Annotated in this window: 23 protein-coding genes and 1 tRNA gene; 8 read left to right on the top strand and 16 right to left on the bottom strand. The window is 64.3% G+C overall.

Annotation, left to right across the window (positions count from 1 at the left end):
• Positions 1–69: 69 nt before the first annotated feature.
• From LOC59_RS02965 to rpoB, 4 genes are all read right to left on the bottom strand, one after another.
• On the bottom strand, positions 70–1,266 hold the full coding sequence (locus tag LOC59_RS02965) for a 4-hydroxybenzoate 3-monooxygenase (protein ID WP_227915514.1): 1,197 nt from the start codon (positions 1,264–1,266) through the stop codon (positions 70–72).
• A 185-nt stretch (positions 1,267–1,451) separates the two neighbouring features.
• Complete coding sequence (locus tag LOC59_RS02960) at positions 1,452–2,246, bottom strand: IclR family transcriptional regulator (RefSeq protein ID WP_227894261.1); 795 nt, start codon at positions 2,244–2,246, stop codon at positions 1,452–1,454.
• A gap of 104 nt (positions 2,247–2,350) precedes the next feature.
• The gene (locus LOC59_RS02955; RefSeq protein ID WP_227894260.1) at positions 2,351–6,241 is read right to left on the bottom strand and encodes a DNA-directed RNA polymerase subunit beta'; all 3,891 of its coding nucleotides are present in this window, start codon (positions 6,239–6,241) and stop codon (positions 2,351–2,353) included.
• A 189-nt stretch (positions 6,242–6,430) separates the two neighbouring features.
• Positions 6,431–9,931 carry a DNA-directed RNA polymerase subunit beta gene (rpoB, locus tag LOC59_RS02950; RefSeq protein ID WP_227894259.1) on the bottom strand — a complete coding sequence of 1,167 codons (3,501 nt, stop codon included), beginning with the start codon at positions 9,929–9,931 and terminating at the stop codon, positions 6,431–6,433.
• A 546-nt stretch (positions 9,932–10,477) separates the two neighbouring features.
• Here rpoB and LOC59_RS02945 point away from each other — a divergent pair.
• Together LOC59_RS02945 and LOC59_RS02940 are read left to right on the top strand one after the other, a co-directional pair.
• Positions 10,478–11,698, top strand: coding sequence for an acetyl-CoA C-acetyltransferase (locus tag LOC59_RS02945; RefSeq protein ID WP_229970543.1), 1,221 nt, complete (start codon positions 10,478–10,480; stop codon positions 11,696–11,698).
• A gap of 41 nt (positions 11,699–11,739) precedes the next feature.
• Positions 11,740–12,222: an aminoacyl-tRNA deacylase gene (locus LOC59_RS02940; RefSeq protein WP_229970541.1), complete on the top strand. Its 483-nt coding sequence runs from the start codon at positions 11,740–11,742 to the stop codon at positions 12,220–12,222.
• Positions 12,223–12,317: 95 nt separating this feature from the next.
• Here LOC59_RS02940 and rplL read toward each other — a convergent pair whose 3' ends face one another.
• From rplL to LOC59_RS02900, 8 genes are all read right to left on the bottom strand, one after another.
• Complete coding sequence (gene rplL, locus LOC59_RS02935; protein WP_227894256.1) at positions 12,318–12,692, bottom strand: 50S ribosomal protein L7/L12; 375 nt, start codon at positions 12,690–12,692, stop codon at positions 12,318–12,320.
• 61 nt (positions 12,693–12,753) lie between these two features.
• Positions 12,754–13,320, bottom strand: coding sequence for a 50S ribosomal protein L10 (gene rplJ / locus LOC59_RS02930; protein ID WP_227894255.1), 567 nt, complete (start codon positions 13,318–13,320; stop codon positions 12,754–12,756).
• A gap of 281 nt (positions 13,321–13,601) precedes the next feature.
• On the bottom strand, positions 13,602–14,675 hold the full coding sequence (locus LOC59_RS02925; protein ID WP_227915516.1) for a GNAT family N-acetyltransferase: 1,074 nt from the start codon (positions 14,673–14,675) through the stop codon (positions 13,602–13,604).
• Between the two features lie 122 nt (positions 14,676–14,797).
• On the bottom strand, positions 14,798–15,505 hold the full coding sequence (rplA, locus tag LOC59_RS02920; RefSeq protein ID WP_152226438.1) for a 50S ribosomal protein L1: 708 nt from the start codon (positions 15,503–15,505) through the stop codon (positions 14,798–14,800).
• Positions 15,506–15,637: 132 nt separating this feature from the next.
• Entirely contained in the window at positions 15,638–16,069 is a 432-nt protein-coding gene (gene rplK, locus LOC59_RS02915; RefSeq protein WP_227894253.1) for a 50S ribosomal protein L11, read from the bottom strand.
• A gap of 126 nt (positions 16,070–16,195) precedes the next feature.
• On the bottom strand, positions 16,196–16,972 hold the full coding sequence (gene nusG / locus LOC59_RS02910; protein ID WP_227894252.1) for a transcription termination/antitermination protein NusG: 777 nt from the start codon (positions 16,970–16,972) through the stop codon (positions 16,196–16,198).
• A gap of 98 nt (positions 16,973–17,070) precedes the next feature.
• A complete protein-coding gene (gene secE, locus LOC59_RS02905) occupies positions 17,071–17,337 on the bottom strand; it encodes a preprotein translocase subunit SecE (protein WP_227894251.1) in 267 nt (88 codons plus the stop codon).
• Between the two features lie 103 nt (positions 17,338–17,440).
• Positions 17,441–17,513, bottom strand: a tRNA-Trp gene (locus tag LOC59_RS02900).
• A gap of 361 nt (positions 17,514–17,874) precedes the next feature.
• Here LOC59_RS02900 and LOC59_RS02895 point away from each other — a divergent pair.
• On the top strand, positions 17,875–19,098 hold the full coding sequence (locus LOC59_RS02895) for a pyridoxal phosphate-dependent aminotransferase (RefSeq protein ID WP_227894250.1): 1,224 nt from the start codon (positions 17,875–17,877) through the stop codon (positions 19,096–19,098).
• On the opposite strand, the gene LOC59_RS02890 is transcribed toward LOC59_RS02895, so the two are convergent.
• Together LOC59_RS02890 and LOC59_RS02885 are read right to left on the bottom strand one after the other, a co-directional pair.
• Positions 19,095–19,754: a LuxR C-terminal-related transcriptional regulator gene (locus LOC59_RS02890; RefSeq protein ID WP_227894249.1), complete on the bottom strand. Its 660-nt coding sequence runs from the start codon at positions 19,752–19,754 to the stop codon at positions 19,095–19,097. The genes LOC59_RS02895 and LOC59_RS02890 overlap by 4 nt on opposite strands.
• Positions 19,751–21,028, bottom strand: coding sequence for an ATP-binding protein (locus LOC59_RS02885; protein WP_229970539.1), 1,278 nt, complete (start codon positions 21,026–21,028; stop codon positions 19,751–19,753). The genes LOC59_RS02890 and LOC59_RS02885 overlap by 4 nt, the downstream gene beginning before the upstream one ends.
• Positions 21,029–21,161: 133 nt before the next feature.
• Here LOC59_RS02885 and LOC59_RS02880 point away from each other — a divergent pair, with 133 nt between their 5' ends.
• The 5 genes from LOC59_RS02880 to LOC59_RS02860 all read left to right on the top strand — a co-directional run bounded on the left by LOC59_RS02880 (position 21,162) and on the right by LOC59_RS02860 (position 25,139).
• Positions 21,162–22,592, top strand: coding sequence for a PspC domain-containing protein (locus tag LOC59_RS02880; protein ID WP_229970537.1), 1,431 nt, complete (start codon positions 21,162–21,164; stop codon positions 22,590–22,592).
• A complete protein-coding gene (locus tag LOC59_RS16730) occupies positions 22,589–22,888 on the top strand; it encodes a hypothetical protein (protein WP_331460389.1) in 300 nt (99 codons plus the stop codon). The genes LOC59_RS02880 and LOC59_RS16730 overlap by 4 nt, the downstream gene beginning before the upstream one ends.
• Positions 22,889–22,953: 65 nt before the next feature.
• On the top strand, positions 22,954–23,193 hold the full coding sequence (locus LOC59_RS02870) for a PspC domain-containing protein (protein WP_227894246.1): 240 nt from the start codon (positions 22,954–22,956) through the stop codon (positions 23,191–23,193).
• Positions 23,194–23,325: 132 nt separating this feature from the next.
• Positions 23,326–24,354 (top strand): 6-phosphofructokinase, encoded by a 1,029-nt coding sequence (locus LOC59_RS02865; RefSeq protein ID WP_227894245.1) that lies wholly within the window; start codon positions 23,326–23,328, stop codon positions 24,352–24,354.
• A 65-nt stretch (positions 24,355–24,419) separates the two neighbouring features.
• Complete coding sequence (locus tag LOC59_RS02860) at positions 24,420–25,139, top strand: GNAT family N-acetyltransferase (protein WP_227894244.1); 720 nt, start codon at positions 24,420–24,422, stop codon at positions 25,137–25,139.
• 15 nt (positions 25,140–25,154) lie between these two features.
• On the opposite strand, the gene LOC59_RS02855 is transcribed toward LOC59_RS02860, so the two are convergent.
• Positions 25,155–25,562, bottom strand: a complete 408-nt coding sequence (locus tag LOC59_RS02855; RefSeq protein WP_227915518.1) for an ankyrin repeat domain-containing protein — start codon at positions 25,560–25,562, stop codon at positions 25,155–25,157.
• A gap of 70 nt (positions 25,563–25,632) precedes the next feature.
• The gene (ygfZ, locus tag LOC59_RS02850) at positions 25,633–26,730 is read right to left on the bottom strand and encodes a CAF17-like 4Fe-4S cluster assembly/insertion protein YgfZ (RefSeq protein ID WP_227915519.1); all 1,098 of its coding nucleotides are present in this window, start codon (positions 26,728–26,730) and stop codon (positions 25,633–25,635) included.
• Positions 26,731–26,791: the final 61 nt, after the last annotated feature.

Genomic DNA, 26,791 nt, shown 5'->3' with positions numbered 1-26,791 from the left:
AAATGTTCACTATCAGTACAGATGTTCACCTAGTGAACATCTGCTGTGGTCCGGTCTTGTGGACTGCTGCTACTGGCCGGGCCAGCCGGTGTAGGCCTCGGCAAGGTAGGCCTGTCCGTGGCGGGAGGAGACAACACCATTCAGCTCTCCCAGTGCACGCTTGCGTTCGAACGGCGTGGCGTCCGGACGCGTGTGCAGCATGGACGTCATCCAATAGGAGAAGTTCTGCGCGCGCCACACCCGCTTCAGGGCCTTTTCGCTGTAACCGTCCAAAAGCCCGGAGTTCTTCGTGGCGTAGAACGAGTCGATGGCCTCGAAGAGCACTGCAACGTCTGCCAGGGCCAGGTTCAGGCCCTTGGCGCCGGTTGGCGGAACAGTATGCCCGGCGTCGCCGGCAAGGAACATGTTCCCGTAGCGCAGCGGCTCGCAGACGTAGCTCCGGAACTTCAGGACCGTCTTCTCGAAAATCGGACCGCGCTTGAGTTCGAAGCCGTCCGGGCCGTCAACACGCCGCTGCAGCTCATTCCAGATCTGCTCCTCGCTCCAGGCTTCGGGATCCTCATTGGGGTCGGACTGGAAGTACATGCGCTGGACGTTGTCGTTGCGCTGGCTGATCAGTGCAAATCCATGGTCGGAGTTGGCATAGATCAGCTCCGGGGCGCTCGGCGGCGCTTCGGTGAGGATGCCGAACCAGGCGAACGGGTACTCAATGAAGTTATCCGTCCGCAGCTCCTTGGGGATGGAACGCTTGCAGATACCCTGTGAGCCGTCGGCACCGACCAGGATGTCGCAGTGGATTTCGAAGTCTGCACCCTCCTGGTCCGTGAAGCGGATCTTGGGCACGGACGTTGTCTGGTCCAGCACCTCGGTGTTGGACACGGCGTAGCGGACGTCGCCGCCGTCGCGCTCCCGGGCGGCGGCAAGGTCGACGAAGACTTCATTCTGCGGATAGAGCCACACGGACTCCCCCACCAGGTCCTCAAAATCGATGCGGTGGCTTTCCCCGCCGAAGCGCAGGTCGATCCCGTCATGCTTGTAACCGTCAACCAGGACCCGGTCGCTGACTCCGCCTTCGGTCAGCATGCGGACACTGCCGTGCTCCAGGATGCCGGCGCGGTGCGTAGTGCGGATGGTTTCATGGTCGCGTTTTTCCACGACGATGTTCTCGATGCCCGACTTGGCGAGCATGTGGGAGAGCATGAGCCCGGCCGGACCACCTCCAACAATGCCTACTTTGGTCTTGAGGACGGTGCGCGCTGCAGTCAATGCAGTACTCCTTCGGGGACAGGCTGGACGTACGCGGGCGGGAACGCCCTAGAGTCCAGTGTGAGTACCGGCACAGCCTCGGCGCGACTGCTTTCCCATTCAATGAGAATCTTCCCCATCGAGATGGCAGAAAGTGCCCGTTTGAGCGCCCATAAGAGCCTTTTCTGCCATCTCGGTGAGCGAGGTCAGTCCCCGGCTGCTGCCCCGCTGCCGTGGCGGGGGCCGGCTTCGGCCGAGTGTGTGCCCAGTCCGCGGGAAATACCCCGCGCGGCGGTCATGAGCGCCGGCACCGTGGCAGAGGTGTTCTCGCTGCCCCGCGGAACAACCACGCCAAGCGCAGCTACGGCCGGGCCCTGCGGCCCGAAGATGGGGACGGCAATGCCGGTGGTCTCGGGGTCGACGACGCCGGGAAGCGTCGCGCATCCTTCCCTGCGGATCCCGGCCCACTGCCTGCGCAGTTCATCCGCGGCGGGGAACGGCGCAGGATCATCGCGGTGCCGGGCGAGGAATTCCTCCTGCACGTGCCGGGGCGCATGGGCCATCATGACCATCCCGGAGGACGAGATATGCAGCGGCAGCCGACCCGCCACCCTGGCAAAGTTCGCCACCGATCCCCTGCTGGAGAGCCGTTCAATAAAGAGCACCTCATCGTCCTGCAGGACGGAAAGCTGGGTGTGCTGGCGGATGACAGCCTGGATGTCTTCCATAAAGGGCATCGCCACCTGGCGCAGGTCCAGCGCCGAGGAACTCCGGCTGGCCAACTCCCAGAGACGCATGCCCAGACGCAGCTCACCCGTTCCCGACTTCTGCAGGACTTTGAGGGACGCGAGTTCCGCGGCCAGCCGATGCGCGGTGGAGAGCGGGAGCCCCGCCCGCCGGGCGAGGGTGGCAACGGGCATGGACGGGTTCTCGGAGTCGAACGCCGAGATGACCCGCACGATTCGCTCCGCCATCGAATCACCGGAGGGGGAATTGGCCATACCAGTACTTTGGCACACGAAGACGGCTCGTCCGGTTAAACGGGGAAGGACCCCGCCTTTCGGCGGGGTCCTTCCCTAGCGGTTTAATGCGCTGCGTTCCGGCTTTAGCGGAATTCGCTGCCCATGTCGTAGTCATCCAGCGGGATGGCGTGGAACTCGGGGCTCAGGCCGCCGTCAACTCCGGCGTAGTCGAAGTCGCTGAAGGCGCTCGGGCCGGTGAAGAGGTTGGCCTTTGCTTCTTCGGTCGGCTCGACAGTGACCTCGGTGTAACGGGGCAGGCCCGTTCCGGCCGGGATCAGCTTACCGATGATGACGTTCTCCTTGAGGCCGAGCAACGGGTCGCTCTTGCCTTCCATGGCCGCCTGCGTCAGGACGCGGGTGGTTTCCTGGAAGGAAGCAGCGGACAGCCAGGACTCGGTCGCCAGGGATGCCTTGGTGATGCCCATCAGTTCCGGACGGCCAGCGGCCGGACGGCGTCCTTCGGAGACCACGCGGCGGTTCTCGCTCTCGAACCGGCGGCGTTCTGCCAGCTCACCCGGGAGCAGGTCGGAATCGCCGGATTCGATCACGGTCACGCGGCGCAGCATCTGGCGGACGATGACTTCCACGTGCTTGTCGTGGATGCCTACACCCTGGCTGCGGTACACGCGCTGGACTTCGTCCACCAGGAACTCCTGTGCCTTGCGCGGGCCGAGGATGCGGAGGATCTGCTTGGGATCCACTGCACCTGCAACCAGCTGCTGGCCAACCTCGACGTGGTCGCCGTCGGCAACCAGGAGGCGGGCACGGCGCAGGACCGGGTAGGCGATTTCCTCGGTGCCGTCATCGGGAGTGACAACCAGACGCATCTGGCGGTCGGCCTCTTCGATGGTGACCCGGCCGGCCGTCTCGGAGATCGGAGCAACGCCCTTGGGGGTACGTGCTTCGAAGAGCTCCTGGATACGGGGCAGACCCTGGGTGATATCTTCCGCCGATGCAACACCACCGGTGTGGAAGGTACGCATGGTCAGCTGGGTACCGGGCTCACCGATGGACTGTGCGGCAATGATGCCCACGGCCTCTCCGATGTCCACGGTCTTACCCGTGGCCAGAGAGCGGCCGTAGCACAGTGCACAGGTTCCAACGGCCGACTCACAGGTCAGCACGGAGCGGACCTTGATGTCGGTGACGCCGGCAGCGAAGAGCTTCGCGATCAGCACGTCGCCGACGTCGTCGCCGCCCTTGGCCAGGACGTTGCCTTCTGCATCGGTGACGTCGGTGGCCAGCGTACGGGCGTACGCCGAGTTCTCGACCTCTTCGTGCAGCACCAGTTCACCGTTGTGATCCGGAACAGCAATGGTGACGTTCAGGCCGCGCTCGGTACCGCAGTCCTCTTCGCGGACAATGACGTCCTGCGAGACGTCCACCAGACGACGGGTCAGGTAACCCGAGTTTGCGGTACGCAGGGCGGTATCGGCCAGGCCCTTACGGGCACCGTGGGTGGCGATGAAGTATTCCAGGACCGACAGGCCTTCACGGTAGGAAGACTTGATCGGACGCGGGATGATCTCGCCCTTCGGGTTGGCCACCAGACCGCGGATACCGGCGATCTGCCGGACCTGCAGCCAGTTGCCTCGTGCACCGGAGGACACCATGCGGTTGATGTTGTTCTCGATCGGCATGTTGTCACGCATAGCCTTGGCAACCTCGTTGGTTGCCTGGTTCCAGATGTCGATGAGCTCCTGGCGGCGCTCGTCTTCAGCGATCAGACCCTTGCCGTACTGGCTTTCGACCTTGGCTGCGCGTGCTTCGTAAACCTCCATGATGGCGGGCTTGTCGATCGGAGCAGCGATGTCCGAGATGGCAACGGTGACGCCTGAGCGGGTGGCCCAGTAGAAACCGGAGTCCTTCAGGTTGTCCAGCGTGGCCGCCGTGACGACCTTCGGGTACCGCTCGGCCAGATCGTTGACGATCTGGGAGAGCTGGCCCTTGTCGGCAACCGCCTCGACCCAGGGGTAGTCCTCAGGCAGGGTCTGGTTGAACAGAACCTGGCCCAGCGACGTCGGGATGAGGGCAGGAGTGCCTTCTTCCCAGCCTTCCGGAGCCGGCTGACCGTCGCTCGGGACGAAGCCGTCAACGCGGATCCTGACCGGAGCGTTCAGGTGCAGCTCGCCAAGGTCGTGGGCCATGATGGCCTCGGCCAGCGAAGCGAACACACGGCCTTCACCGGCTGCGCCCTGACGCTTGGTGGTCAGGTGGTGCAGGCCGATGATCATATCCTGCGAAGGCAGGGTCACCGGACGGCCGTCGGACGGCTTCAGGATGTTGTTCGAGGACAGCATCAGGATGCGTGCTTCGGCCTGGGCTTCGGGGCTCAGCGGCAGGTGCACTGCCATCTGGTCGCCGTCGAAGTCAGCGTTGAAGGCGCCGCAGACCAGCGGGTGCAGCTGGAGGGCCTTGCCCTCAACCAGCTGCGGCTCGAAGGCCTGGATGCCGAGGCGGTGCAGGGTGGGTGCACGGTTGAGCAGCACCGGGTGTTCGGTGATGATCTCTTCCAGCACGTCCCAGACCTGCGGGCGGAAACGCTCGACCATGCGCTTGGCGCTCTTGATGTTCTGTGCGTGGTTGAGGTCAACCAGGCGCTTCATCACGAACGGCTTGAAGAGCTCCAGAGCCATCTGCTTGGGCAGGCCGCACTGGTGCAGCTTCAGCTGCGGGCCAACCACGATCACGGAACGGCCGGAGTAGTCAACGCGCTTGCCGAGCAGGTTCTGGCGGAACCGGCCCTGCTTGCCCTTGAGCATGTCCGAGAGCGACTTCAGCGGGCGGTTGCCCGGTCCGGTGACCGGACGGCCGCGGCGGCCGTTGTCGAACAGGGAGTCAACAGCTTCCTGGAGCATGCGCTTTTCGTTGTTCACGATGATCTCGGGGGCACCGAGATCCAGCAGGCGCTTCAGGCGGTTGTTGCGGTTGATCACGCGGCGGTACAGGTCGTTGAGGTCCGACGTCGCGAAACGGCCGCCGTCGAGCTGGACCATCGGGCGCAGTTCCGGCGGGATCACCGGGACAGCGTCGAGGACCATGCCCATGGGGCTGTTCGTGGTGGTCAGGAACGCGTTGACAACCTTCAGGCGCTTCAGGGCACGCGTCTTGCGCTGGCCCTTGCCGTTCTGGATGATCTCGCGCAGGTTCTCGGACTCCTGCTGCATGTCGAAGTCTTCAAGGCGCTTCTTGATTGCTTCCGCACCCATGGAGCCTTCGAAGTACAGGCCGTAACGGTCGCGCAGTTCGCGGTACAGGCCTTCGTCGCCCTCGAGGTCGCCGACCTTGAGGTTCTTGAAGCGCTCCCAGACCTGCTCGAGGCGTTCGATGTTGTTGTCGGCGTCGCGGCGGACCTTGGCCATCTGGCGGTCGGCGGAGTCGCGGGCCTTCTTCTTATCGGCAGCCTTGGCACCTTCACCTTCGAGGCGGGCAAGCTCGCCTTCGAGGTCCTTGGCAATGGCGGCGATGTCGGAGTCGCGCTGGTCGACGAGGTGCTTGCGCTCCAGGTCGTGCTCGGCCTGCAGGTTCGGCAGTTCGGCGTGGCGGTTATCTTCGTCAACGGCAGTGATCATGTACGCAGCGAAGTAGATGACCTTTTCAAGGTCCTTCGGCGCCAGGTCAAGCAGGTAGCCCAGACGGGAGGGAACACCCTTGAAGTACCAGATGTGGGTCACCGGAGCGGCGAGCTCAATGTGGCCCATCCGCTCGCGGCGGACCTTGGCACGGGTTACTTCGACACCGCAGCGCTCACAAATGATGCCCTTGAAGCGGACGCGCTTGTACTTGCCGCAGTAGCATTCCCAGTCGCGGGACGGACCGAAAATCTTTTCGCAGAAAAGACCGTCCTTCTCCGGCTTCAGGGTTCGGTAGTTGATGGTTTCCGGCTTTTTGACCTCGCCGTAAGACCAGTTGCGGATTTCGTCCGCAGTGGCAAGGCCGATTCGCATGAGGCCGAACGTGGAATCGTTGGACATGGGTCCCTGTTCTCTCTTGTTCTCTAAATCTGAATGTCTCGGGTACGGGAAGAAGCGAAAGCTGAACTGGTCCCCAGCCAGGGCCGGACGGTCCGGGTTAGGCGGCTTTAATATTCCTGCGAGCTCTGCGAGCAAGGAATTTCGTTGCCGCCGTTCCGGGCCGCCCGGCCCCAGCCGGGCCAGTTACGGCTAAACCTCTTCTACTGAGCTCGGCTCTGCGCGGGACAGATCAATACCCAGCTCTTCCGCGGCCCGGAAGACTTCTTCATCCGAGTCACGCATTTCAATCGTGTTGCCCTCGGTGGAAAGGACTTCCACGTTCAGGCAGAGCGACTGCATTTCCTTGATGAGCACCTTGAACGATTCCGGAACGCCGGGCTCCGGGATGTTCTCACCCTTGACGATGGCTTCGTAGACCTTGACGCGGCCGTGGATGTCATCGGACTTGATGGTGAGCAGTTCCTGCAGGGTGTAAGCGGCACCGTAGGCTTCCAGGGCCCAGACTTCCATTTCACCGAAGCGCTGGCCGCCGAACTGTGCCTTACCACCCAGCGGCTGCTGCGTGATCATGGAGTACGGACCCGTGGAGCGTGCGTGGATCTTGTCGTCGACAAGGTGGTGCAGCTTCAGGATGTACATGTAGCCAACGGAAATCGGATCCGGGAACGGCTGGCCGGAGCGGCCGTCGAACAGACGGGCCTTTCCGGAAGCACCGATCAGGCGGTCGCCGTCGCGGGTGACGTTCGTGGAGTCCAGCAGGTTGGTGATTTCATCCTCGCTGGCACCGTCGAACACCGGGGTGGCAACAGTCGTGGGACCGGTCTCACGCGGCAGTTCGGGCAGGTCCTTGACCCAGTCCGGCTCGCCCTCGATCTTCCAGCCCTGCTTGGCAGCCCAGCCCAGGTGGATTTCCAGGACCTGTCCGACGTTCATTCGGCCCGGGACACCCAGCGGGTTCAGGACGATGTCGACGGGGGTTCCGTCTTCCAGGAACGGCATGTCTTCGATCGGGAGGATCTTGGAGATGACGCCCTTGTTGCCGTGGCGGCCGGCCAGCTTATCGCCGTCCGTGATCTTGCGCTTGTGGGCAACGTAGACGCGCACCAGCTGATTGACGCCCGGGGGCAGCTCGTCGTCGTTGTCACGGTCGAAGATTCGCACGCCGATGACGGTTCCGGACTCGCCGTGGGGAACCTTCAGGGAGGTGTCGCGGACTTCGCGGCTCTTCTCGCCGAAGATGGCGCGCAGCAGGCGCTCTTCGGGGGTCAGCTCGGTTTCACCCTTCGGGGTCACGCGGCCAACCAGGATGTCTCCTGCTTCAACCTCGGCACCGATGTGGATGATGCCGCGCTCGTCGAGCTGGGCCAGAACTTCCTCGGACACGTTCGGGATGTCCCGGGTGATTTCCTCGGCACCGAGCTTGGTGTCGCGGGCATCAACTTCGTGCTCCTCGATGTGGATCGAGGTCAGGACATCGTCGGAGACCATGCGCTGCGAGAGGATGATCGCATCTTCGTAGTTGTGGCCTTCCCAGGACATGAAAGCGACGAGCAGGTTCTTGCCCAGCGCCAGTTCGCCCTGGTCGGTGGAGGGGCCGTCGGCGATAACGTCGTTGACCTCTACCCGGGTGCCCTCAGAGACGGTCACGCGCTGGTTGTACGCGTTGCCCTGGTTCGAGCGCGCGAACTTCATGATCGGGTAGCTGGTCTCGGTGCCGTCGTCGTTCATGACGGTGACAAGGTCAGCGGAAACCTCGGTGACGACGCCGGCCTTGGCGGCGGTGACGGAGTCACCGGCGTCGATGGCTGCGTACTTCTCCATACCGGTGCCCACCACGGGACGCTCGGAACGGAGCAGGGGCACGGCCTGCCGCTGCATGTTCGCACCCATGAGGGCACGGTTGGCATCGTCATGCTCGAGGAACGGAATCAGGGCCGTTGCGACCGACACCATCTGGCGCGGGGAAACGTCCATGTACTCCACCTCGGTGGGCTCCACGAGCACGGGCTCGCCGGATCCGCCGCGGGCACGGACGAGGACCAGGTCCTCTTCGAAGTGGTTGTCGGCACGCAGCGGGGCGTTGGCCTGTGCGATCGTGCGCTCGACTTCGTCATCAGCCGTCAGGTAATCAACCTGGTCGGTCACGACGCCGTCAACAACCTTGCGGTACGGGGTCTCGATGAAGCCGAAGGCGTTGATCCGGGCGTAGGACGCCAGCGAACCGATCAGGCCGATGTTCGGGCCTTCAGGGGTTTCGATGGGGCACATACGTCCGTAGTGCGAGGGGTGGACGTCACGGACTTCCATGCCTGCACGGTCACGGGACAGACCGCCCGGGCCCAGCGCGGACAGGCGGCGCTTGTGCGTCAGACCGGCCAGCGGGTTGTTCTGGTCCATGAACTGCGAGAGCTGGGAGGTTCCGAAGAACTCCTTGATCGCAGCGACAACCGGACGGATGTTGATCAGGGTCTGCGGCGTGATTGCCTCGACGTCCTGGGTGGTCATCCGTTCACGGACAACGCGCTCCATGCGGGAAAGGCCGGTGCGGATCTGGTTTTCAATCAGTTCGCCGACGGCGCGGATGCGGCGGTTGCCGAAGTGGTCGATGTCGTCGACCTCAACGCGGATGTCGACGTCTTCACCGTTGCGCTTGCCGGGAATGGTCTTCTCGCCGGCGTGCAGCGCCACGAGGAACTTGATCATCGCGACGATGTCGTCGATGTTCAGGACCGAGGCATCAGAATCGCCAATGGGCTTCTCGACGCCCAGCTTGCGGTTGATCTTGTAACGGCCAACCTTGGCAAGGTCGTAGCGCTTCGGGTTGAAGTACAGGTTCTCCAGCAGCGTCTTTGCGGCTTCGACCGTGGGCGGCTCTCCCGGACGCAGCTTGCGGTAGATGTCCAGCAGGGCATCTTCCTGCGTCTCCGTGGGGTCCTTCTCCAGGGTGGCGCGGATGGAGTCGTACTCGCCAAAGGTCTCGAGGATCTGGCCTTCGGTCCAGCCCAGGGCCTTCAGCAGGATGGTGACGGACTGCTTGCGCTTGCGGTCCAGGCGGACACCCACCTGGTCGCGCTTGTCGATTTCCAGCTCGAACCAGGCACCGCGGGAAGGAATGATCTTCGCGGTGTAGATGTCTTTGTCACTGGTCTTGTCAGCGGTGCGCTCAAAGTAGGCGCCCGGGGAACGGACCAGCTGGGAAACAACGACACGCTCGGTGCCGTTGATCACGAAGGTGCCCTTGTCCGTCATCAGCGGGAAGTCACCCATGAACACGGTCTGCTGCTTGATCTCGCCCGTGTTGTTGTTCATGAACTCGGCCTTAACGTACAGCGGAGCCGAGTACGTAGCGTCCCGGTCCTTGCACTCGGCCATGGTGTACTTCGGGTCCGCGAATTCAGGTTCCGAGAAGCTCAGGGACATGGTGCCCTGGAAGTCTTCGATCGGGGAGATTTCTTCGAAGATGTCCGCGAGGCCGGAGGTGGTAGCGAAGCCGGCGTCGCCTTCTTCCTGCGCCTTCCTCAGGCGTTCCTTCCAGCGTTCGTTGCCGACAAGCCAGTCAAAGCTGTCCGTCTGCAGTGCAAGAAGATTGGGAACATCCAGCGGTTCGTGAATCTTTGCGAATGAAATCCGGGAAGCTGCGTTCTCCGGAGTGGTAGCGGTTGCGTTATTAGAGGTGCTCGAGGCGACCAAGAGGGATCCTTCCACAGACCTTCAGGCGTGTTTCGCGCTCCCCCTCTGCACTGACGGACCTGGTCCGCGTGCGTCCTCCCGGGGCACCGGGCATCGAACAGTTCTTGTGGGAACGCCTATCGATGCCGCCTGGCCCGTGACACAGCCCACCGCTATATGAAGGCTGAAGGTTAAGAGAGGGAAGCAAATATCCACTATAGGGCATTGGGGACACAGAAGTCTACCCGGTAATCGAAACCCCTGCCAGCTCAACCCTGGTTCCAGCAGCTTCGAACCGCTGGTTCGTCGTCTGCTGCGTCCTTGCGGGGAGCTACGGGCGCGGTGCCAGCGTACCGATATGCGGCTGGCTACACACAAGCGTACCCCAAGTCCGCCGGCTGTGCGTGCTTTCATCCACACGCTTCCCATTCCCTGCACAAAGCACTGTGCCCCTGTTCCCCATCCTGTTCTCCGGCCCCGCTGCGCCGGGTGTGTCCCACGCCACGGCAAGGGAGGTAGCCTAAGGGCAGAATCTGTACTTCCTCCAACTGAAAGTGGACAGTCCGCATGAGCACTTCGGCATTTGCAGGATCCAGTACCGACGGCGCTCCGGAGGTGGTGATCGTCGGCGGCGCGCGTACGCCGCAGGGACGCCTGAACGGACAGCTGGCGGCCTTTACCGCCGTCGAACTCGGAGCTTTCGCCATCTCCGCCGCCCTGGAGCGCGCCGGTGTTGCCCCGTCCCAGGTGGACACCCTGATCATGGGGCACGTTGTACAGGCCGGCTGCGGGCAGAACCCCGCCCGCCAGTCTGCCATCAAGGCAGGGCTCGGCTGGGATGTGCCCACGGTGACCATCAATAAGGTCTGCCTCTCCGGCCTCGCTGCGATTACGGACGCGGCACGCCTCATCCGCTCCGGGGAAGCAACCGTGGTTGTTGCGGGCGGCCAGGAGTCCATGACCCGCGGCCCGCACGTGCTGCCGGGTTCCCGCCAGGGCTGGAACTACGGCAACATGTCCGTGGTGGATTCCGTGGCACACGACGGACTGACCGATGCCTTCGACAATGAGTCGATGGGCGTTTCCACGGAACGCGGTAACACTGCCCTCGGGATCGGCCGGACCGCCCAGGACGAAGTTGCCGCTGCTTCGCACCAGCGGGCGGCTGCTGCTGCCGAGGCAGGCATCTTCGACGTCGAAATTGCCCCCGTGTCCGTTCCGCAGCGCAAGGGCGACCCTGTGGTGCTCACCGCTGATGAAGGAGTACGGCCCTCCACGACCGTGGAAACCCTGGCGGGACTGCGGCCGGCCTTCGCGGCCGACGGGACGATCACCGCGGGCAACTCTTCACCGCTTTCCGACGGAGCGGCCGCTGTTGTCCTTGCCTCCCGTGCCTTCGCCGAGGAGCAGGGCCTGGAGATCCTGGCCTTCGTGGGCATGCCGGGCCAGGTGGCAGGACCGGACAACAGCCTGCATTCCCAGCCTTCCAATGCCATCGCCCAGGCGCTCAAGCGCGCCGGCTGGACCGCAGCAGACCTGGACTTCGTCGAGATCAATGAAGCCTTCGGTTCCGTCGCCGTACAGTCCCTGCAGGAGCTGGGTATAGACCTGGCTGACTGCAACATCCACGGCGGGGCGATCGCGCTGGGCCATCCGATCGGCGCTTCGGGCGCAAGACTTGCCCTTCATGCCGCCCATGAACTGAACCGGCGGGGCTCCGGCCGCGCCGCCGTCGGTCTCTGCGGCGGCGGCGGGCAGGGCGAGGCGCTGCTCCTGTACCGCAACTAGGAGAGAAACCAGGGAAACCAGGAAAACCAGGAGAAATGGTCATGGCGGAGGAACTCCGCGGGCGCGAGCGGGTGCTGCGGGCCGCGGACGCGCTGGGACTGGACGTCACCATCGTGGACCGGCCGGCGGCGGCGAGCCTGCCGGAAGCGGCGGCCGCGCTGGGCATCAGCCCGGCGGCCATCGTGAAGTCCCTGGTGGTTCGGCGAAGAGCCGGGGATTACCTGTTCGCGCTGGTTCCCGGAGATGAGCAGATTTCGTGGCCTAAGCTCCGCGCCGCAGCGGGCGCGAACAAACTGGTGCTGCCGCCCGCAGACGAGGCATTCGAGGCCACCGGCTATACCCGCGGAACAATTACGCCGCTGGGCAGCACGGCCGCGTGGCCCGTCTTCGCCGCCCCGGGAATCCGCGGCCGGCGCGTTTCCATGGGCGCCGGAGAGCACGGCGCCAGCCTGTTCGTGAACGGCGATGAGCTGCTGGCCGCGCTGGACGCCGAGGTCCTGGACATCACTGAACCGCTCCCCTAGTTTCGCCCGCACGTGAATGCCAAAAGCCCCCGCTGCCTGTTTCCAGGCGGCGGGGGCTTTTGAAAAGCACTGCGGGCAGGCCCGCGGAACTGATGCTACTTGAGGGTAACCGTGGCGCCGGCTGCCTCGAGGGCTTCCTTTGCCTTGTCAGCGGTTTCCTTGTTGGCGCCTTCGAGGATGGCCTTCGGAGCACTGTCAACCAGGTCCTTGGCTTCCTTCAGGCCCAGGGAAGTCAGCGCACGGACTTCCTTGATCACTGCGATCTTCTTGTCGCCGGCGGCTTCGAGGATAACGTCGAATTCGCTCTTCTCTTCAGCAGCTTCAGCAGCGCCTGCGGCCGGGCCGGCAACTGCAACAGCAGCAGCGGTGACGTCGAAGGTCTCTTCGAAGAGCTTCACGAAGTCGGAGAGCTCGATGATGGACAGTTCCTTGAAAGCTTCAATGAGCTCTTCGTTGGTGAGCTTCGCCATGATGTGGCGTCCTTCCTATAAGTGGCGCCCTGGGGCGCCGGAGTTTGAGGGTGAAGAGTTCTTACTCTTCGGTGGCTGCTTCGGCGGCCGGTGCTTCTTCTGCGGCTGCCGGAGCTTCCTCCGCAGCGGGAGCAGCAGCGCCGCCTTCTTCTTCGAGCTTGACGCGCAGGGCATCAACCGAGCGGGCCAGCATGGACATCGGTGCCTTGAGGACACCGGCGACACGTGCAAGCTGGAACTCGCGGGACTCGAGCGCAGCCAGGGCAGCAACACCGGACGCGTCAAGGGCATTGCCCTCGAAGACACCGGTCTTGATGATCAGCTGCGGGTTGGACTTTGCAAAATCCGTCAGGCTCTTCGCAGCGGCAACTGCGTCACCCTTGATGAAGGCGATTGCAGTGGGGCCGGAGAGCTGGCCATCGAACGCGTCGATGCCGGCTTCCTTGGCTGCAATGCCCGTCAGGGTGTTCTTGACGACCGAGTACTTGGTGTCCTGGCCGAGCGAACGGCGCAGCTCCTTGAGCTGTGCAACGGTGAGCCCGCGGTATTCGGTTAGGACAGCGGCGGTTGAATCCTTGAAATCGTTGGCGATTTCTTCAACTGCTGACACCTTGGTTGGCGTTGCCATAACCCTCCTTCCGGGGAAAATAATGCCGGTGGATCTGGTCCTGCCCATAAAAAACGCCCCGGGCAGATGCACGGGGCTTCACTCAACGGAATTCTCCGGAGTTCAGTTCGTTCACCTGCGCAGGCCGCCCTCATGAGGGACTTTCGGATGTTTCCCCAACCGGTTTCCACCCGCGCAGGCTGAAGGTTCAGCTTTTACAGTGGGATTGAAGGCACATCGACCGACGGTCTTTGGTAGTTCAAGAGTACGGGAGATCCCGGGGAGGGACAAATCGGCGGGTCTTAGCCCAGGGAAAGCTCCTTCTGCCACTCCCCCGAATAGCCAATGGCCCGGAACCCGAGCTGTAAGTTGATGGCGAGCATGTACCGGTTCTCCTCGGCGTTCCAGGTGTAAACCCGCTGAACTTCGGGGAAGAGCTGCCCCAGCCGCCGGAGGTTTCCGGCCTTCATCATCATGCCCAGCCGGTTGCCGCGGTGGCGATGCAGCACCAGCGTATCGTCCTGGTAGGCCACGGCGGGGTTGCTCCGCGCAACTTCCAGCACGGTATGCCCCGCGAGCTCACCCGAGGCCGTATGGCGGACGGCGCATACCAGCACGTCATACCCCATCCCGCGGGCCTTGCCCTCGGCTTCCCGGACCCTGGGCACGTCCCAGACTTCCGGCAACAGGTCCAGGCCGCCGAGGGGCGCGTCCGTGCTCATCTTCTGCCTGAGCTGGGCGTAGGCATCCACCAGTGCGTCCGGGCACGCGTCCTGCCAGAAGACGAGTTCGTAGCCGGCGCCCGCTGCGCTGCCCGGGAAACCTTCGCCGGGACCGTCCACCGGCAGGTCGAGCCGGCTGATCCGCTCAACGAGTTCCAGGCTGAATCCGCAGGCCGAGGCGAAGGAAGCCGCTGCGTCCTGCGGGATGAACGACGCCGGACCGCCGCCGGCTCGCTCTTCCCCTCCATCCAGTGGGTGCTCGGTTTCCGCTATCAGCGTCCGCCGGCCGTCCGCGGAAGCCAGCTCCCCAGCCGCAGCGCAGAGCGCCGCGCCGATGCCTCTCCGCCGAGAACGGGCATCCACCACCACGTTCACGGTGCCCGTGTGCAGGTTGTCGGTCAGGGGAAAGTTGAGCTGGGCCACGCCGAGGATTTCCTGCCCGGAACCGCTCCGTGCAACCAGCAGCTGCCGCCGGCGGGTGGGTGTGCTCTGCAGCCTGGCCAGCTGCGCCTGGGGCGTTTCACAAAAGTCGTCATTTCCCCAGATCTCGCGCTGATGGGCATTGAAGAGCCCGGCGGCAGCCAGGAACCCGCCCGCGTCCGGCGATTCCGTGCTCTGCGGCAGGACGAGCGGTTCAACAGCCAAGGGAGTCATGGTCCATATCCTCCCGGATAACTCCACCGGAACCAAAGGAGGATCCGCAGCGGAAACACAAAACGGCCGCAGCATGAGCTGCGGCCGTTGTGGGGAGGATGCCTCCCGAAGTGATGCGCTGACTATGCGTCTGCGAGAACCTTCGTGACGTTCGGGTCCACGGCGATGCCGGGGCCGAAGGTGGTGGTCACGGTGGCCTTCTGGATGTAGCGGCCCTTGGCTGCGGACGGCTTCAGGCGAAGCACCTCTTCGAGGGCAGCTGCGTAGTTCTCAGCCAGCTTCTGCGCGTCGAAGGAGGTCTTGCCGATGATGAAGTGCAGGTTGGAGTGCTTGTCGACGCGGAAGTCGATCTTGCCGCCCTTGATGTCCGACACTGCCTTGGCAACGTTCGGGGTCACCGTACCGGTCTTCGGGTTCGGCATGAGGTTACGCGGGCCGAGCACGCGGCCCAGGCGGCCGACCTTGCCCATGAGGTCCGGAGTAGCCACTGCGGCGTCGAAGTCGGTCCAGCCTGCTGCAACCTTTTCGATCATGTCATCGGAGCCAACGAAGTCGGCGCCGGCAGCGATTGCTGCTTCAGCCTTCTCGCCGGTCGCGAAAACGAGGACGCGGGCGGTCTTGCCCGTGCCGTTGGGAAGGTTGACCGTGCCGCGGATCATCTGATCAGCCTTGCGGGGGTCAACGCCCAGGCGGAAGGCAACCTCAACGGTTGCGTCCGTCTTGGACGGGTTGGTTTCCTTCGCCAGTGCTACGGCATCTACCGGCGCGTACAGCTTGTCCGCGTCGATCTTTGCCACAGCGGCTTCATATGCTTTGCTGCGCTTTGCCATCTGCTTTTTCTCCTTGTGCAGTTGTGGTCTGTCGGACCGCGCTCGGCCCTGCCACGTGCTGTCCTGCCCTGATGGCGGATCAGCGATGATGAATTTGGTTGTGCCCGGGCGAACCCGTGCGGAAAGGCGTTATTAGCCTTCGACGGTGATGCCCATGGAGCGGGCGGTGCCGGCGATGATCTTTGCAGCAGCCTGGACGTCGTTGGCGTTGAGATCTTCCATCTTCTGGGTAGCGATCTCTTCAACCTGTGCCTGGGTCAGGTTCGCAACCTTGACGGTGTGCGGGGTGCCCGAGCCCTTGGCGACGCCGGCAGCCTTCTTGATCAGTTCAGCCGCCGGAGGCGTCTTGGTGATGAAGGTGAAGGAACGGTCTTCGTAAACCGTGATTTCAACCGGGATAACGTTTCCGCGCTGGGATTCCGTTGCAGCGTTGTACGCCTTGCAGAATTCCATGATGTTGACACCGTGCTGGCCAAGCGCGGGACCAATCGGAGGAGCCGGGTTGGCGGCGCCTGCATTGATCTGCAGCTTGATAAGGCCGGTGACCTTCTTCTTGGGGGCCATGAAAGGGTCCTTCTCTAAATTATGTTCCCGAAGAACAGGAGCGTCCATCCGGGTTGGTGGCCGCCGTGGCGCGGCGGCCGAACGCTGCTTGGCGGGATAAAGCGGTCCCGCGGCAGCGAAGTCTGGTTACTGCAGCTTTGTGACCTGGCCGAAGGAGAGCGTCACCGGAGTCTCGCGCTCGAAGATGGTCACCAGGACCACAAGCTGCTGCGATTCCGGCTTGATCTCGGAGATCGTTGCCGGAAGGGTCTCGAACGGGCCCTCGTTCACGGTCACGGACTCGCCGACCTCGAAGTCCACGGTTACGGCGGACTGCGCGGCCTTCGCCTGGGCGCCGGCTGCGGCAGCCTTGGGCGAAACCACCGTGTGCTCCAGCATGGAGAAGACTTCGTTCAGGCTCAGCGGAACCGGGTTGTGTGCGTTGCCGACAAAGCCGGTGACACCCGGAGTGTGGCGGACAACGCCCCAGGAGGCGTCGGTGAGTTCCATGCGGACCAGGACGTAACCGGGGATACGCACCCGGTTCACGATCTTCCGCGTGGTGTTCTTGATCTCGACGACTTCCTCCATCGGAACCTGGATTTCGAAGATGTTCTCTTCCATGTCCAGGGTCTGGATGCGGGTCTCGAGGTTGGCCTTTACACGGTTCTCGTAGCCTGCGTAGGAGTGGATGACATACCAGTCACCCTCCTGGCGGCGCAGCTTGGCCTTGAATGCTTCAACAGGATCTTCTTCGGGCTCTTCAGCAGCCGCGGTTTCCGCTTCCTCAGTGGGAGCCTGTTCCGCGTCTTCGGCCGATGCGTCACCGGCAGCCGCCGTGGCGTCTGCTTCGGTTACCTGATCCTCGGTATCCAGATCAGCGGTTTCGTCATTGATCTGTGATTCGAGTTCTTGCTCGGACACGTAGATTCCTGCTTTCTTCTTCAGAGCTCTTTTGGGTTTGTCACTAGCTCAGGTTCTTCGCCGTACCTTCGCGCCTGTACGGCTAAAGGTGCCGGTGGCTAGCTTTCGCCGCCGCCCGAACCGAAGATCCACAGTGCGCCGGTGCCGAAGATGAAGTCCAGCAACGACACGATGATCATCATGACCACCACGAAGGCCATAACCACGATGGTGAACCGCAGCAGCTCCTTGCGGGTGGGGGTCACCACCTTCTTCAGCTCAGCAATGACCTGGCGGAGGAAGAGGGCGATACCGGCGAAGAAGCCGCGCTTCCGGGGCTTGCCTGAGGGGTGTCCCTTAGAGCTGCTGGCAGCTGTTTCGGTCACCTTTCGCCTCACTCATCTGTCGGTTCACAGCTCCGCAGCGTGCGCTGGGAACTGCTGCTTCATGAAGGAACTGCTCTAGACGGCGAAAAAACGACGTCATGCGCAGGGCAGACAGGACTCGAACCTGCAACCTGCGGTTTTGGAGACCGCTGCGCTACCAATTGCGCCACTACCCTTTGGGAGAGTCCCACATTACCGCTACATACCTGCTCCGGCCTAACCGGGCTGCGGGCATGAACCAGCATCGAGAGAACAACACCGAGGATCAAGTCTACGCAATCTTTTGCCCTGAGTCGAACCGGCCCCGCAGGGCCCTGCGGGCACAGCCCCCGGGACAGGCGAACAACCGGCGTCTCAGCCGCAGGAATCAGCCCCCGGGGCCCGGCAGGAAAGTGTAAAAGACTGAAATGTGACTCCGGCACGCCTAAGCTTGGCTTCCATACAGGGGCGGACACCCGCCCTGCGCGGAAGGCAGTGCTTTCCGCGGAACAACACACGTAACTGCACGCCTTCAGCATCAAACCAGACGGGAACGCCATGCCTTCCAACGGCCGAATCTCAGAGCGCATCGCCTCCATTGCAGAATCCGCCACCCTTGCAGTCGACGCGAAGGCCAAGGCCCTGAAAGCCGCCGGCCGCCCGGTGATCGGCTTCGGTGCGGGCGAACCGGACTTCCCCACCCCCGGCTACATCGTGGACGCCGCCGTTGCTGCTGCCCGGGAGCCGCGCTTCCACCGTTACTCCCCCGCGGCCGGACTGCCTGAACTCAAGAAGGCCATTGCCGAAAAGACCAGGCGGGACTCCGGGTACGTCGTCGACCCTTCCCAGATCCTGGTGACGAACGGCGGCAAGCAGGCCGTCTACGAGGCATTCGCCACGCTGCTTAATCCCGGCGACGAGGTTCTGGTCCCGACGCCGTACTGGACCACCTATCCCGAAGCCATCCGGCTCGCCGGGGGTATCCCGGTGGAGGTCTTCGCGGGGCCGGAACAGGGCTACATGGTGACCGTCTCACAGCTCGATGCTGCCCTGACGGACAAGACCAAGGTGCTGCTGTTCGTTTCGCCCTCCAACCCCACCGGCGCCGTCTACCCCGCCGAGGCGGTTGCGGAAATCGGCATGTGGGCCGCTGACCACGGACTGTTCGTCGTTACCGACGAAATCTACGAACACCTGACGTACGACGGCGTGCCGTTCACGTCCATCGCCACGCGCTGCCCGGAACTGGGCGACAAGGTCGTCATCCTCAACGGCGTGGCGAAGACGTACGCCATGACCGGCTGGCGGGTCGGATGGATGATCGCTGCGCCGGACGTCATCAAGGCGGCCACGAACCTGCAGTCCCACCTTTCATCCAATGTTTCGAACATCTCCCAGATGGCCGCCCTGGCAGCAGTGTCGGGCCCGCTGGCCGCCGTCGATGAAATGAAGCTGGCGTTTGACCGCCGCCGCAAGGCCATGGTGGAGGCCCTGAATTCGATTGAGGGCATTAACTGCCCGATGCCGGAAGGCGCGTTCTACGCGTATGCCGACGTCCGCGGCCTGCTCGGGAAGGAATTCCCCGGTGCGGCGGGTCCGGTGCGTCCGCAGACCTCGGCAGAGCTTGCCGCACTGATCCTGGACACCGTGGAAGTCGCCGTCGTTCCGGGTGAGGCCTTCGGCCCCTCCGGCTACCTGCGCCTCTCCTATGCCTTGGGCGACGAAGACCTCAAAACCGGTATGGACCGGCTCAAGGACTTCCTGGGACAGGCCAAGGCCTAGAGCAGCCTGCGGGCTGCAGCCCACCTCGTCAGTTCGTGGCGTGAGGAGAGCTGCAGCTTCCGCAGGACTGCGGAAACGTGGGTCTCCACCGTCTTGACGGAAATAAACAGCTCCTTCGCTACCTCTTTGTAGCTGTAGCCCCGGGCTATCAGGCGCATGACCTCGCGTTCACGAACCGAGAGCCGGTCCAGTTCGTCCTCCACGCTGACCGTCGTCGAGGCCCCGAAAGCGTCGAGGACAAACCCTGCCAGGCGCGGCGAAAAGACGGCGTCCCCGTCTGCCACCCGGAGAACGGCGTCGGAGATCTCGGCGCCCGAAATGGTTTTCGTAACGTAGCCCCGTGCTCCGGCGCGGATCACGGTGACCACGTCCTCGGCTGCGTCGGAGACGCTGAGGGCCAGGAACCTGGTGGAACCCAGCAGGTCCGCGCAGCCAGCAAGGACTTCGGCTCCGCCGCCTCCGGAGCCCCCGGGCAGGTGGACGTCCAAAAGTACTACCTGCGGCTGGAACCGGCGGATGGCTGCAATCGCGGTTTCAACCGTCGCAGCCTCAGCCAGGACATCTATCCGCGCGTCAAGGTCTGCCTTGAGGCCGGAGCGGAAAATCGCGTGGTCGTCCACCACCACTACCGAAATAGGTTCTGCTGGGCTGCTCAACTGTTCTCCGTTTCCCGTTTCGGTTCCACCGGGACGTCGGCGCCGGCCAGTGGCAATGCCAAATGTATCTCGGTGCCGTCTGTACTGCTCCGCACCTTCGCTGTCCCGCCGTTCCGGGTCATGCGCCCGATGATCGATTCCCGTACGCCCAGGCGGTCCTGGGGCACGGCGGCCGGATCAAAGCCGCTGCCCCGGTCGCGGACGAACACTTCAGCCGCCTCGGGCCGGCATTCGAGGTACAGGGAGATCTGTCCGCCGGCGTGCTGGGCTGCGTTGAAGAGGGCTGCCCTGGCGGCCTGGACCAGCGCCGAACTCTGTTCCGTCAGCTCCGCCGTCCCCACGGCAACAAAGTCCACCGGGTGTCCGTACGCGTCTTCCACCTCGGCGGCCGCGGCCTTAAGGGCGTCAGCCACGGTGCCTGTGCCCTTTTCCGGGTCCGCATAAAGCCACTGGCGCAGTTCACGCTCCTGTGCCCGGGCGAGCTTGACGACGTCGGCCTCGGAACCTGCCCGGTTCTGGATCAAGGCCAGTGTCTGGAGGACCGAGTCGTGAAGGTGCGCGGCAATCTCGGCGCGTTCGGTCTGGCGGATCCGGCCGGCCCGTTCAGCATGGAAAGCCCGCCAGGACTTCACGGCCCACGGTGCCAGAACCAGCGCGATGCCGGCCAGCACGGCCAGTGAAGCCAGGGACGCAGCCAGCAGGACATCCCAGGTAAAGGACCCGGAAATCACCAGCAGGAAGCCGGCGATCACCAGGACCAGCCCGGTCACCAGCCGGAACAGGCCCATTTTCCGGTCCCCTCCCGCTCCGGCAACCAGTCCGGCCCTCCTGCTGGCGTCCAGCTGGGACCAGGCGAGGACAGCACCTGCCACGATTACCGCGAAGGGAAGCAGGATCTGCAGGTTGATTGAGGCGCCAAGGGCCTGGGCGACGATCGCAGCGGCCGCCAGCAGCAGTCCGACGCCGATCAGGATTTCCCGGCTGCCCAATACGGCGGTCCCGGCACCGGAACGGTCTCCCTGGCCCTGCTGAAGATAGCGGGCGAAGTTCTCCGCCACACTGCGCGGATTATGTTCCCCGGCAGCTGCCTTTTCCTCGGCGGTGGGCACCATGATCCAGAGCCATGCGTAGAGGACGACGCCGGCACCGGCCAGGAGGGACAGCAGCACCATCAGGAGGCGGACTGTCCGCACCGGCAATCCCAAGTGGGCAGCCAGGCCCGGGCAGACGCCTGCCACTACCTTCTGCTGGGAACGGAGCAAGGGCGGTCTCATGTTCCAATCCAAGCACGCCGGACAGCCGAAACCGCCTTCTCTACGGAGCAGGCGCACGGGTTCAGGGAAGGATCAGGGGTCCCTCAGGGGAAACCCGGATGTAACGTGCGGCCGGGAACGGAAGACTGGAAGCATGAACACGCACCCTTCCGAGCCCTCCAACGGGCACCACCCCGCCCCCGGGCCCAACACCCCGCCCGTTCACCCGAGCGGCGGAGCGCAGCAGAATTCTTTCTTCGCCTGGCTTCGGCAGCTGGGCCTCCAACGCTCCCGGGACCGCTGGATTGGCGGAGTGGCCGGCGGAATTGCGCAGCGGACCGGCCTTGATCCAATCCTCGTCCGCGGCCTCGTCATCCTGCTCTCCCTCTTCGGGATCGGTGTGGTCCTCTACGGCGTCGCCTGGGCACTGCTGCCCGAGCCGGACGGCCGGATCCATCTGGAGCAGGCGATCCGCGGAACATGGACTGCGGGTATGACCGGCGCCCTGACCTTCACCATTCTTGGTTTCAGCGGCCCGGGCCTTTCTTTCTTGGCCGATGACGGCTGGCTGGGACCGATCTTCTGGGGACTCTTCTGGGTCGCTGCCGTAATCCTCGTCATCTACTGGGCCACAACGCGGAACGGACGGCCCGGTCCCGCCGGTACGCCGCCCGGGGTACCGGGAACGGACACACGCCGCCCTGCCGCGCCGGCCCAACCGGCGTGGCCGTCCGCAGAGTCTCCCGCAGCGGGCCCGTCCCCCGAGGCAACCGCCGGTTTCCCTCCTGCCGCCGGATACCCGGGTCCGGATGCGCCTACCATGCCGCTTCCCTTCCCCTCCGGAGCTACGGCCTACCCGGGGCAGCCGCACCGGGACAGCGGTTACGGCTACATGCCAGCCCCGCGGCCGCAGCCTGCCAAAGCCCCCAGCACTTCGCCCCCGGCGTCGTGGGCGGCACTGATCTGCGGATTCGCGCTTCTCGCGGCGGGGACCCTGCTGGCACTGGATTACACGGGCATTTACGCCCTCGGGGCCCCGGTAGCCGTCGCCCTCGCCAGCGCAGGAGTAGTCCTTGGCCTCGGCGTCGCGGCACTCGGCGCGGCCGGCAGGTCCTCCGGCATCGCCGGAGGACTGGGAGTCCTCGCCTTGATCGGAGCGCTGCTGTTCAGCGGCAACTATGCCTACCGGAACCTGGTGGTCGCAAACGAGTCCACCTGGAGCGCTGAACAGTCCAGCAGTGCAGCGGAGGGCTACAGCGTGATCGCCGCGGACGGCGCCCTGGACCTGCGTGGTATCGCCGGTGACCTCAAGGACGGTGATGTCATTGTTCCGGTGAGTGTCGCCGCGGGGGACCTCACCATCCTGGTGCCCGACGATGTTCCGGTCTCGGTCTACGGCGAAGTGGCAATGGGCGAAGTGGAGCTGGAGTACGGCGGAACACTTGCCACGTTCGGCGGCCTGTGGGTCGGTGACCAGGAGCGGCAGCTGAACCCCAACGCAACCGGCAACCGGATCGTCATCCAGATCAAGGGTGTCGCCAGCCACGTCCTGGTGACCACGAACGAAAGCAGCCTCAACCAATGAGCGATTTCACGAACGAATCGGAGAAGTTCGGCGCCGGTGGCACAGGTGCCTTCGGAGCCGGTCCGTCAGATGACACCTACCTCCCGGAACCCGAACCTGAGCGCCGGCCGCTGCGGGTTGGAACGATCGTCTGGGGCCTGGTCCTGGCAGCGGTCGGCGGACTGATCCTGGTGGTCCAGCTCACCGGCGTCCGGCTCGACACCGCGATGGTGCTCCTTGGCTTGCTCATCGGTGCAGGCGCCGCCCTGGTCATCGGGGGGCTGCTGGCGGTGCTGGGCCACAGGCGAACTCCGTAGCACCCGCCCCCCCACGCCGGGACCACTACCCTGGCACCAGAACTGAAAGCAGGCAGAATAACCCCATGGAAAAGTTCTATGACGTACTCCGTTCTTCCCCCATCAAGCGTGCCCGCGGCGGCTGGGTAGCCGGGATCTGCGCCGGAATCGCCCAGAAGTTTGGCTGGGACGTCTCCCTGGTGCGCATCGGCGTGCTGCTGAGCTTCCTGCTGCCGTTTATCGGTATCGGCACCTACCTGGTGGCCTGGCTTCTCCTGCCCACCACCGACGGCACGATCGCGCTGCAGAAACTCATCCGCAGCTAACGCCTGCAGCGGCCCCGGGAAGTAAATCCCGGGGCCGCTGCCCGCGGGTGCCGCGTCAATGACGGGACACTGGGCCGCGGTGGCTAGAATCAAAGAAGGCCGCCGCCCACCAACAGATCCAGGGGTTCTGCAATGAAGATCGGCATTCTCACCAGTGGGGGCGACTGCCCCGGACTCAACGCGGTGATCCGCGGAGCAGTGCTCAACGGCATCAAGACGCACGACGCCGAGTTTGTTGGCTTCCTCGACGGGTGGCGCGGTGTCGTTGACGGGGACATCATTGACCTTCCCCGGACAAGGGTCCGCGGCATTTCCAAACAGGGCGGCACCATTCTGGGCACCTCCCGCACCAACCCCTTCGAAGGTCCCAACGGGGGCCCGGAGAACATCAAGGCAACGATGGACCGTCTCGGCATCGACGCAGTGATCGCCATCGGCGGGGAGGGAACGCTCGCTGCCGCCCAGCGGCTCACCGATGCCGGCCTGCATATCGTCGGCGTCCCCAAGACAGTCGACAACGACCTCGACGCAACAGACTTCACTTTCGGTTTTGACACAGCGGTCCAGATCGCGACGGAAGCGATTGACCGGCTCCGCACCACGGGTGAATCGCACCACCGCTGCATGGTCGCGGAGGTCATGGGACGCCACGTCGGCTGGATCGCCCTGCATTCCGGAATGGCCGCCGGCGCGCACGCGATCCTGATTCCCGAGAAGCCCGTCAGCCTGGACCAAATAGCGCAATGGGTCAACGATGCCCGTGAGCGCGGCCGTGCTCCCCTGGTGGTTGTCGCCGAAGGCTTCGTCACCACGGACATGGAAGCCCCCCACTCCGAGCGCGGACTCGATGCCTTCGGCCGCCCGCGCCTCGGCGGGATCGGCGAGCTGCTGGCCCCGGAGATCGAAGCCCGGACCGGCATCGAAACAAGGGCTGCGGTACTGGGACACATCCAGCGCGGCGGGGTGCCCACTGCCTTTGACCGGGTGCTGGCGACCCGGCTGGGCATGGCAGCCGTGGACTCCGTGATGGAGGGCCTGTGGGGCACCATGGTTTCGCTCCATGGAACGGATATAGTCCGGGTTGGATTCGAAAAAGCGCTCGGCAACCTCAAGACCGTTCCGGAGAGCCGCTACGAGGAAGCTGCCATCCTTTTTGGTTAGGGCTCCTATCAAATTCGGGACTCAGTCTTGCGCCGGGCGGCGCACCCCCGTGTAGTTTGACATTTATGGACCTTGACCCCGGCACTGTTGCCATCATTCAGCTCGCATGGTCCCGCAGGCTGGGACTCGACGACGACGCCCTGGCGGCCGCGGACCGCCACGAGCGCATCTACGACGTCCATGACGAGGCCCAGGAAGTTTCGTTCGTCAAGCTGTTTGGACGCGAAGTCTTTTCCGGTCCGGGATGGGCGGCAAAGCAGGTCCGCTCCATCAGCGGAGCCGAACTGAGCAGCGATGCAGCGCTTTTACGGCTTTCCCACCACCACGGCGGCTGCGCAATGGCCACCGAGTACCTGTACTACGCCGATTCTTTTCCCCCGGTTCCCCCCGCCGAAGAACTCGCTGTCGCCCAGGAACCGCACATCGCTGAAGCCCTGGAGCGGCTCTGCCCCCCGGACGACGTCATCGAAGCGAAGCTCTCGCACCGGGATTCGCTGTTTGTGCTGGTGGATGACTCTGACGGGAACAGCCCGGTCCCGGTTGCCGGCGCCGGCTACAGCATCAGGGACGGTATCCTGGCTGACGTCGCCGCGCTGACAGCGCCGGGCCTGCGGATGCGCGGGCTGGGTTCCTATGTCACCAGCATTGCGGTCGAAGATGCCATGGCGGCAGGGCTGATTCCGCAGTCACGCATTCCGTCGAACAACGTCGGGGCGACACGGACGGCTGCAGGCGCAGGGTTCGTCCCGGCGGGCATGCGGTCCTCCGTGTCCCTGACCGCCTAGGCTGCCGCCGGCGCCCTAGGCAGTTCCGGAGAGCAGGTCCGTCCGCTGGAAGTAGGCAGCTGTTGCGCGGGCCGAGGGGTTACCCGCGTCCGGGTCGGCTCCCGCTTCAGCGAGGACACGGACGACGTCCGCGTATCCCTTGAAGACGGCGCCGGCCAGCGGAGACTGCCCGCGGTCATTGAGCGTATTGACGTCCGCACCCAGCTCCACCAGCAGCGCAACAGCGTCTGCGTGGCCGTGGTAGGCAGCAAGCATCAGCAGGGAATCGCCTGCCGAGTTGGTCAGAGTGGCCGGCACACCGGCCGTGACGTACGTTCGCAGGAGCCCGGTATCTCCCTCACGTGCCGCGTTGAACAGGCGTTCGGCCAGCTCCAGCATGTCGGCATCCATGCCGTCCTGTGCTGTGTCAGGGGAATCTGTCATCTGTCTTCATCCTTCCTTGCCCCGGCAACACCGCGGCTGCAGGGGCTGTTCCTGGTTCAGGCACCGGCGCTCAGCTGCGCGCCCGTGGCGTACGCAGCAACCCCGACGGGCGGCCGACTGCCTGTCCGGCGTCCGGGGAAACAATCAGTTCCTGGGCTGCGGCGTACAGTTCGCCCTCGTCATCGACGGTCAGCGCGGCTTCGGGGTCTACCGAGCGCTTGATAACAGCCAGGGCCACGGCGCCCATCTCATAGTGCTGGGCCACCGATGTCACGCGTCCGACGGTCCGCTCGCCGAACTTCACGGCAGCTCCGGCAGCCGGAAGGGTGTGCTGGGACCCGTCCAGTTGCAGGAAAACCAGCCTGCGGGGCGGGTGGCCGAGGTTGTGGACACGTGCCACTGTTTCCTGGCCCTTGTAACAGCCCTTGGCCAGATGGACTGCAGTGCGGATCAGGTCGAGTTCGTGCGGAATGGCTTTGTCGTCCGTTTCCATGCCGAGCCGGGGGCGCCAGGCCGCGATGCGCAGCGCCTCTGCTGCCATGGCTCCGGCCAGCGTGCGCCCGGACGCGGCAACAGCTTCCTCCAGGGAAGCACGCGGAATCAGGTATTCATACCAGGAGCGTTCAAGGCCCGGATGCGTTTCCTCCGGAGTCTCCGTGTAGGCAAATCCCCCCGGGCCAACCTTGGGCCACGGGTCGATCCAGGTGAGGTAGCCGGACCACGCCGGCACTGCGGCAACAGAGCCCGCAACGGCCCAGTCGGCGCTGACGTCCCGGACCTCAACCCGGAGCATGAACTTCATGCTCTGCAGCCACGATGCCAGGACCGGCGCTTCGTTCCCTTCCACAATGAGCCAGGTGCGTTCGCCGTCGTCGAGCACGCGGGCGTCATGCTCAATGCGCCCCTGGACACTCAGCAGCAGCAGCTCTGTACTCTCTCCCGGCTCGAGGGAAAGCAGCTGCTGCGAGGAGAGCGTGTTCAGCCAGCTCAGGCGGTCCGGTCCTTCGACCGTGAGAACTCCCCGGTTGGAAAGGTCGGTGACGGCCTCGCCGCGGGCCAGGGCACGCTGTTCACGCAGGGGGTCCCCGTAGTGGGCCGCGATGCCGGAATCCGGGGCGCCGGCTTCGACGGCGCCGGAACGGGTCAGGAGAGGGCTCTTGATGCTCATGTCAGGTGCAACGTCCTTGGCTGGGAGCAGTATTCCGGGAAGGCGCATGAAGGGTGCATCA

Origin of the sequence: Arthrobacter sp. zg-Y916 (assembly GCF_020907385.1) — a bacterium.
Lineage (GTDB): Bacteria > Actinomycetota > Actinomycetes > Actinomycetales > Micrococcaceae > Arthrobacter_B > Arthrobacter_B caoxuetaonis.
This window is presented reverse-complemented; position numbering and strand designations above follow the sequence as displayed.

Bases quoted from the DNA above. Each gene is read 5' to 3' on its own strand.
- LOC59_RS02960 (WP_227894261.1), bottom strand. From the start codon at position 2,246: ATGGCCAATTCCCCCTCCGGTGATTCGATGGCGGAGCGAATCGTGCGG.
- LOC59_RS02955 (WP_227894260.1), bottom strand. From the start codon at position 6,241: ATGTCCAACGATTCCACGTTCGGCCTCATGCGAATCGGCCTTGCCACT.
- LOC59_RS02945 (WP_229970543.1), top strand. From the start codon at position 10,478: ATGAGCACTTCGGCATTTGCAGGATCCAGTACCGACGGCGCTCCGGAG.
- LOC59_RS02940 (WP_229970541.1), top strand. From the start codon at position 11,740: ATGGCGGAGGAACTCCGCGGGCGCGAGCGGGTGCTGCGGGCCGCGGAC.
- rplL (WP_227894256.1), bottom strand. From the start codon at position 12,692: ATGGCGAAGCTCACCAACGAAGAGCTCATTGAAGCTTTCAAGGAACTG.
- rplJ (WP_227894255.1), bottom strand. From the start codon at position 13,320: ATGGCAACGCCAACCAAGGTGTCAGCAGTTGAAGAAATCGCCAACGAT.
- LOC59_RS02925 (WP_227915516.1), bottom strand. From the start codon at position 14,675: ATGACTCCCTTGGCTGTTGAACCGCTCGTCCTGCCGCAGAGCACGGAA.
- rplA (WP_152226438.1), bottom strand. From the start codon at position 15,505: ATGGCAAAGCGCAGCAAAGCATATGAAGCCGCTGTGGCAAAGATCGAC.
- rplK (WP_227894253.1), bottom strand. From the start codon at position 16,069: ATGGCCCCCAAGAAGAAGGTCACCGGCCTTATCAAGCTGCAGATCAAT.
- LOC59_RS02895 (WP_227894250.1), top strand. From the start codon at position 17,875: ATGCCTTCCAACGGCCGAATCTCAGAGCGCATCGCCTCCATTGCAGAA.
- LOC59_RS02885 (WP_229970539.1), bottom strand. From the start codon at position 21,028: ATGAGACCGCCCTTGCTCCGTTCCCAGCAGAAGGTAGTGGCAGGCGTC.
- LOC59_RS02880 (WP_229970537.1), top strand. From the start codon at position 21,162: ATGAACACGCACCCTTCCGAGCCCTCCAACGGGCACCACCCCGCCCCC.
- LOC59_RS16730 (WP_331460389.1), top strand. From the start codon at position 22,589: ATGAGCGATTTCACGAACGAATCGGAGAAGTTCGGCGCCGGTGGCACA.
- LOC59_RS02870 (WP_227894246.1), top strand. From the start codon at position 22,954: ATGGAAAAGTTCTATGACGTACTCCGTTCTTCCCCCATCAAGCGTGCC.
- LOC59_RS02865 (WP_227894245.1), top strand. From the start codon at position 23,326: ATGAAGATCGGCATTCTCACCAGTGGGGGCGACTGCCCCGGACTCAAC.
- LOC59_RS02860 (WP_227894244.1), top strand. From the start codon at position 24,420: ATGGACCTTGACCCCGGCACTGTTGCCATCATTCAGCTCGCATGGTCC.
- LOC59_RS02855 (WP_227915518.1), bottom strand. From the start codon at position 25,562: ATGACAGATTCCCCTGACACAGCACAGGACGGCATGGATGCCGACATG.
- ygfZ (WP_227915519.1), bottom strand. From the start codon at position 26,730: ATGAGCATCAAGAGCCCTCTCCTGACCCGTTCCGGCGCCGTCGAAGCC.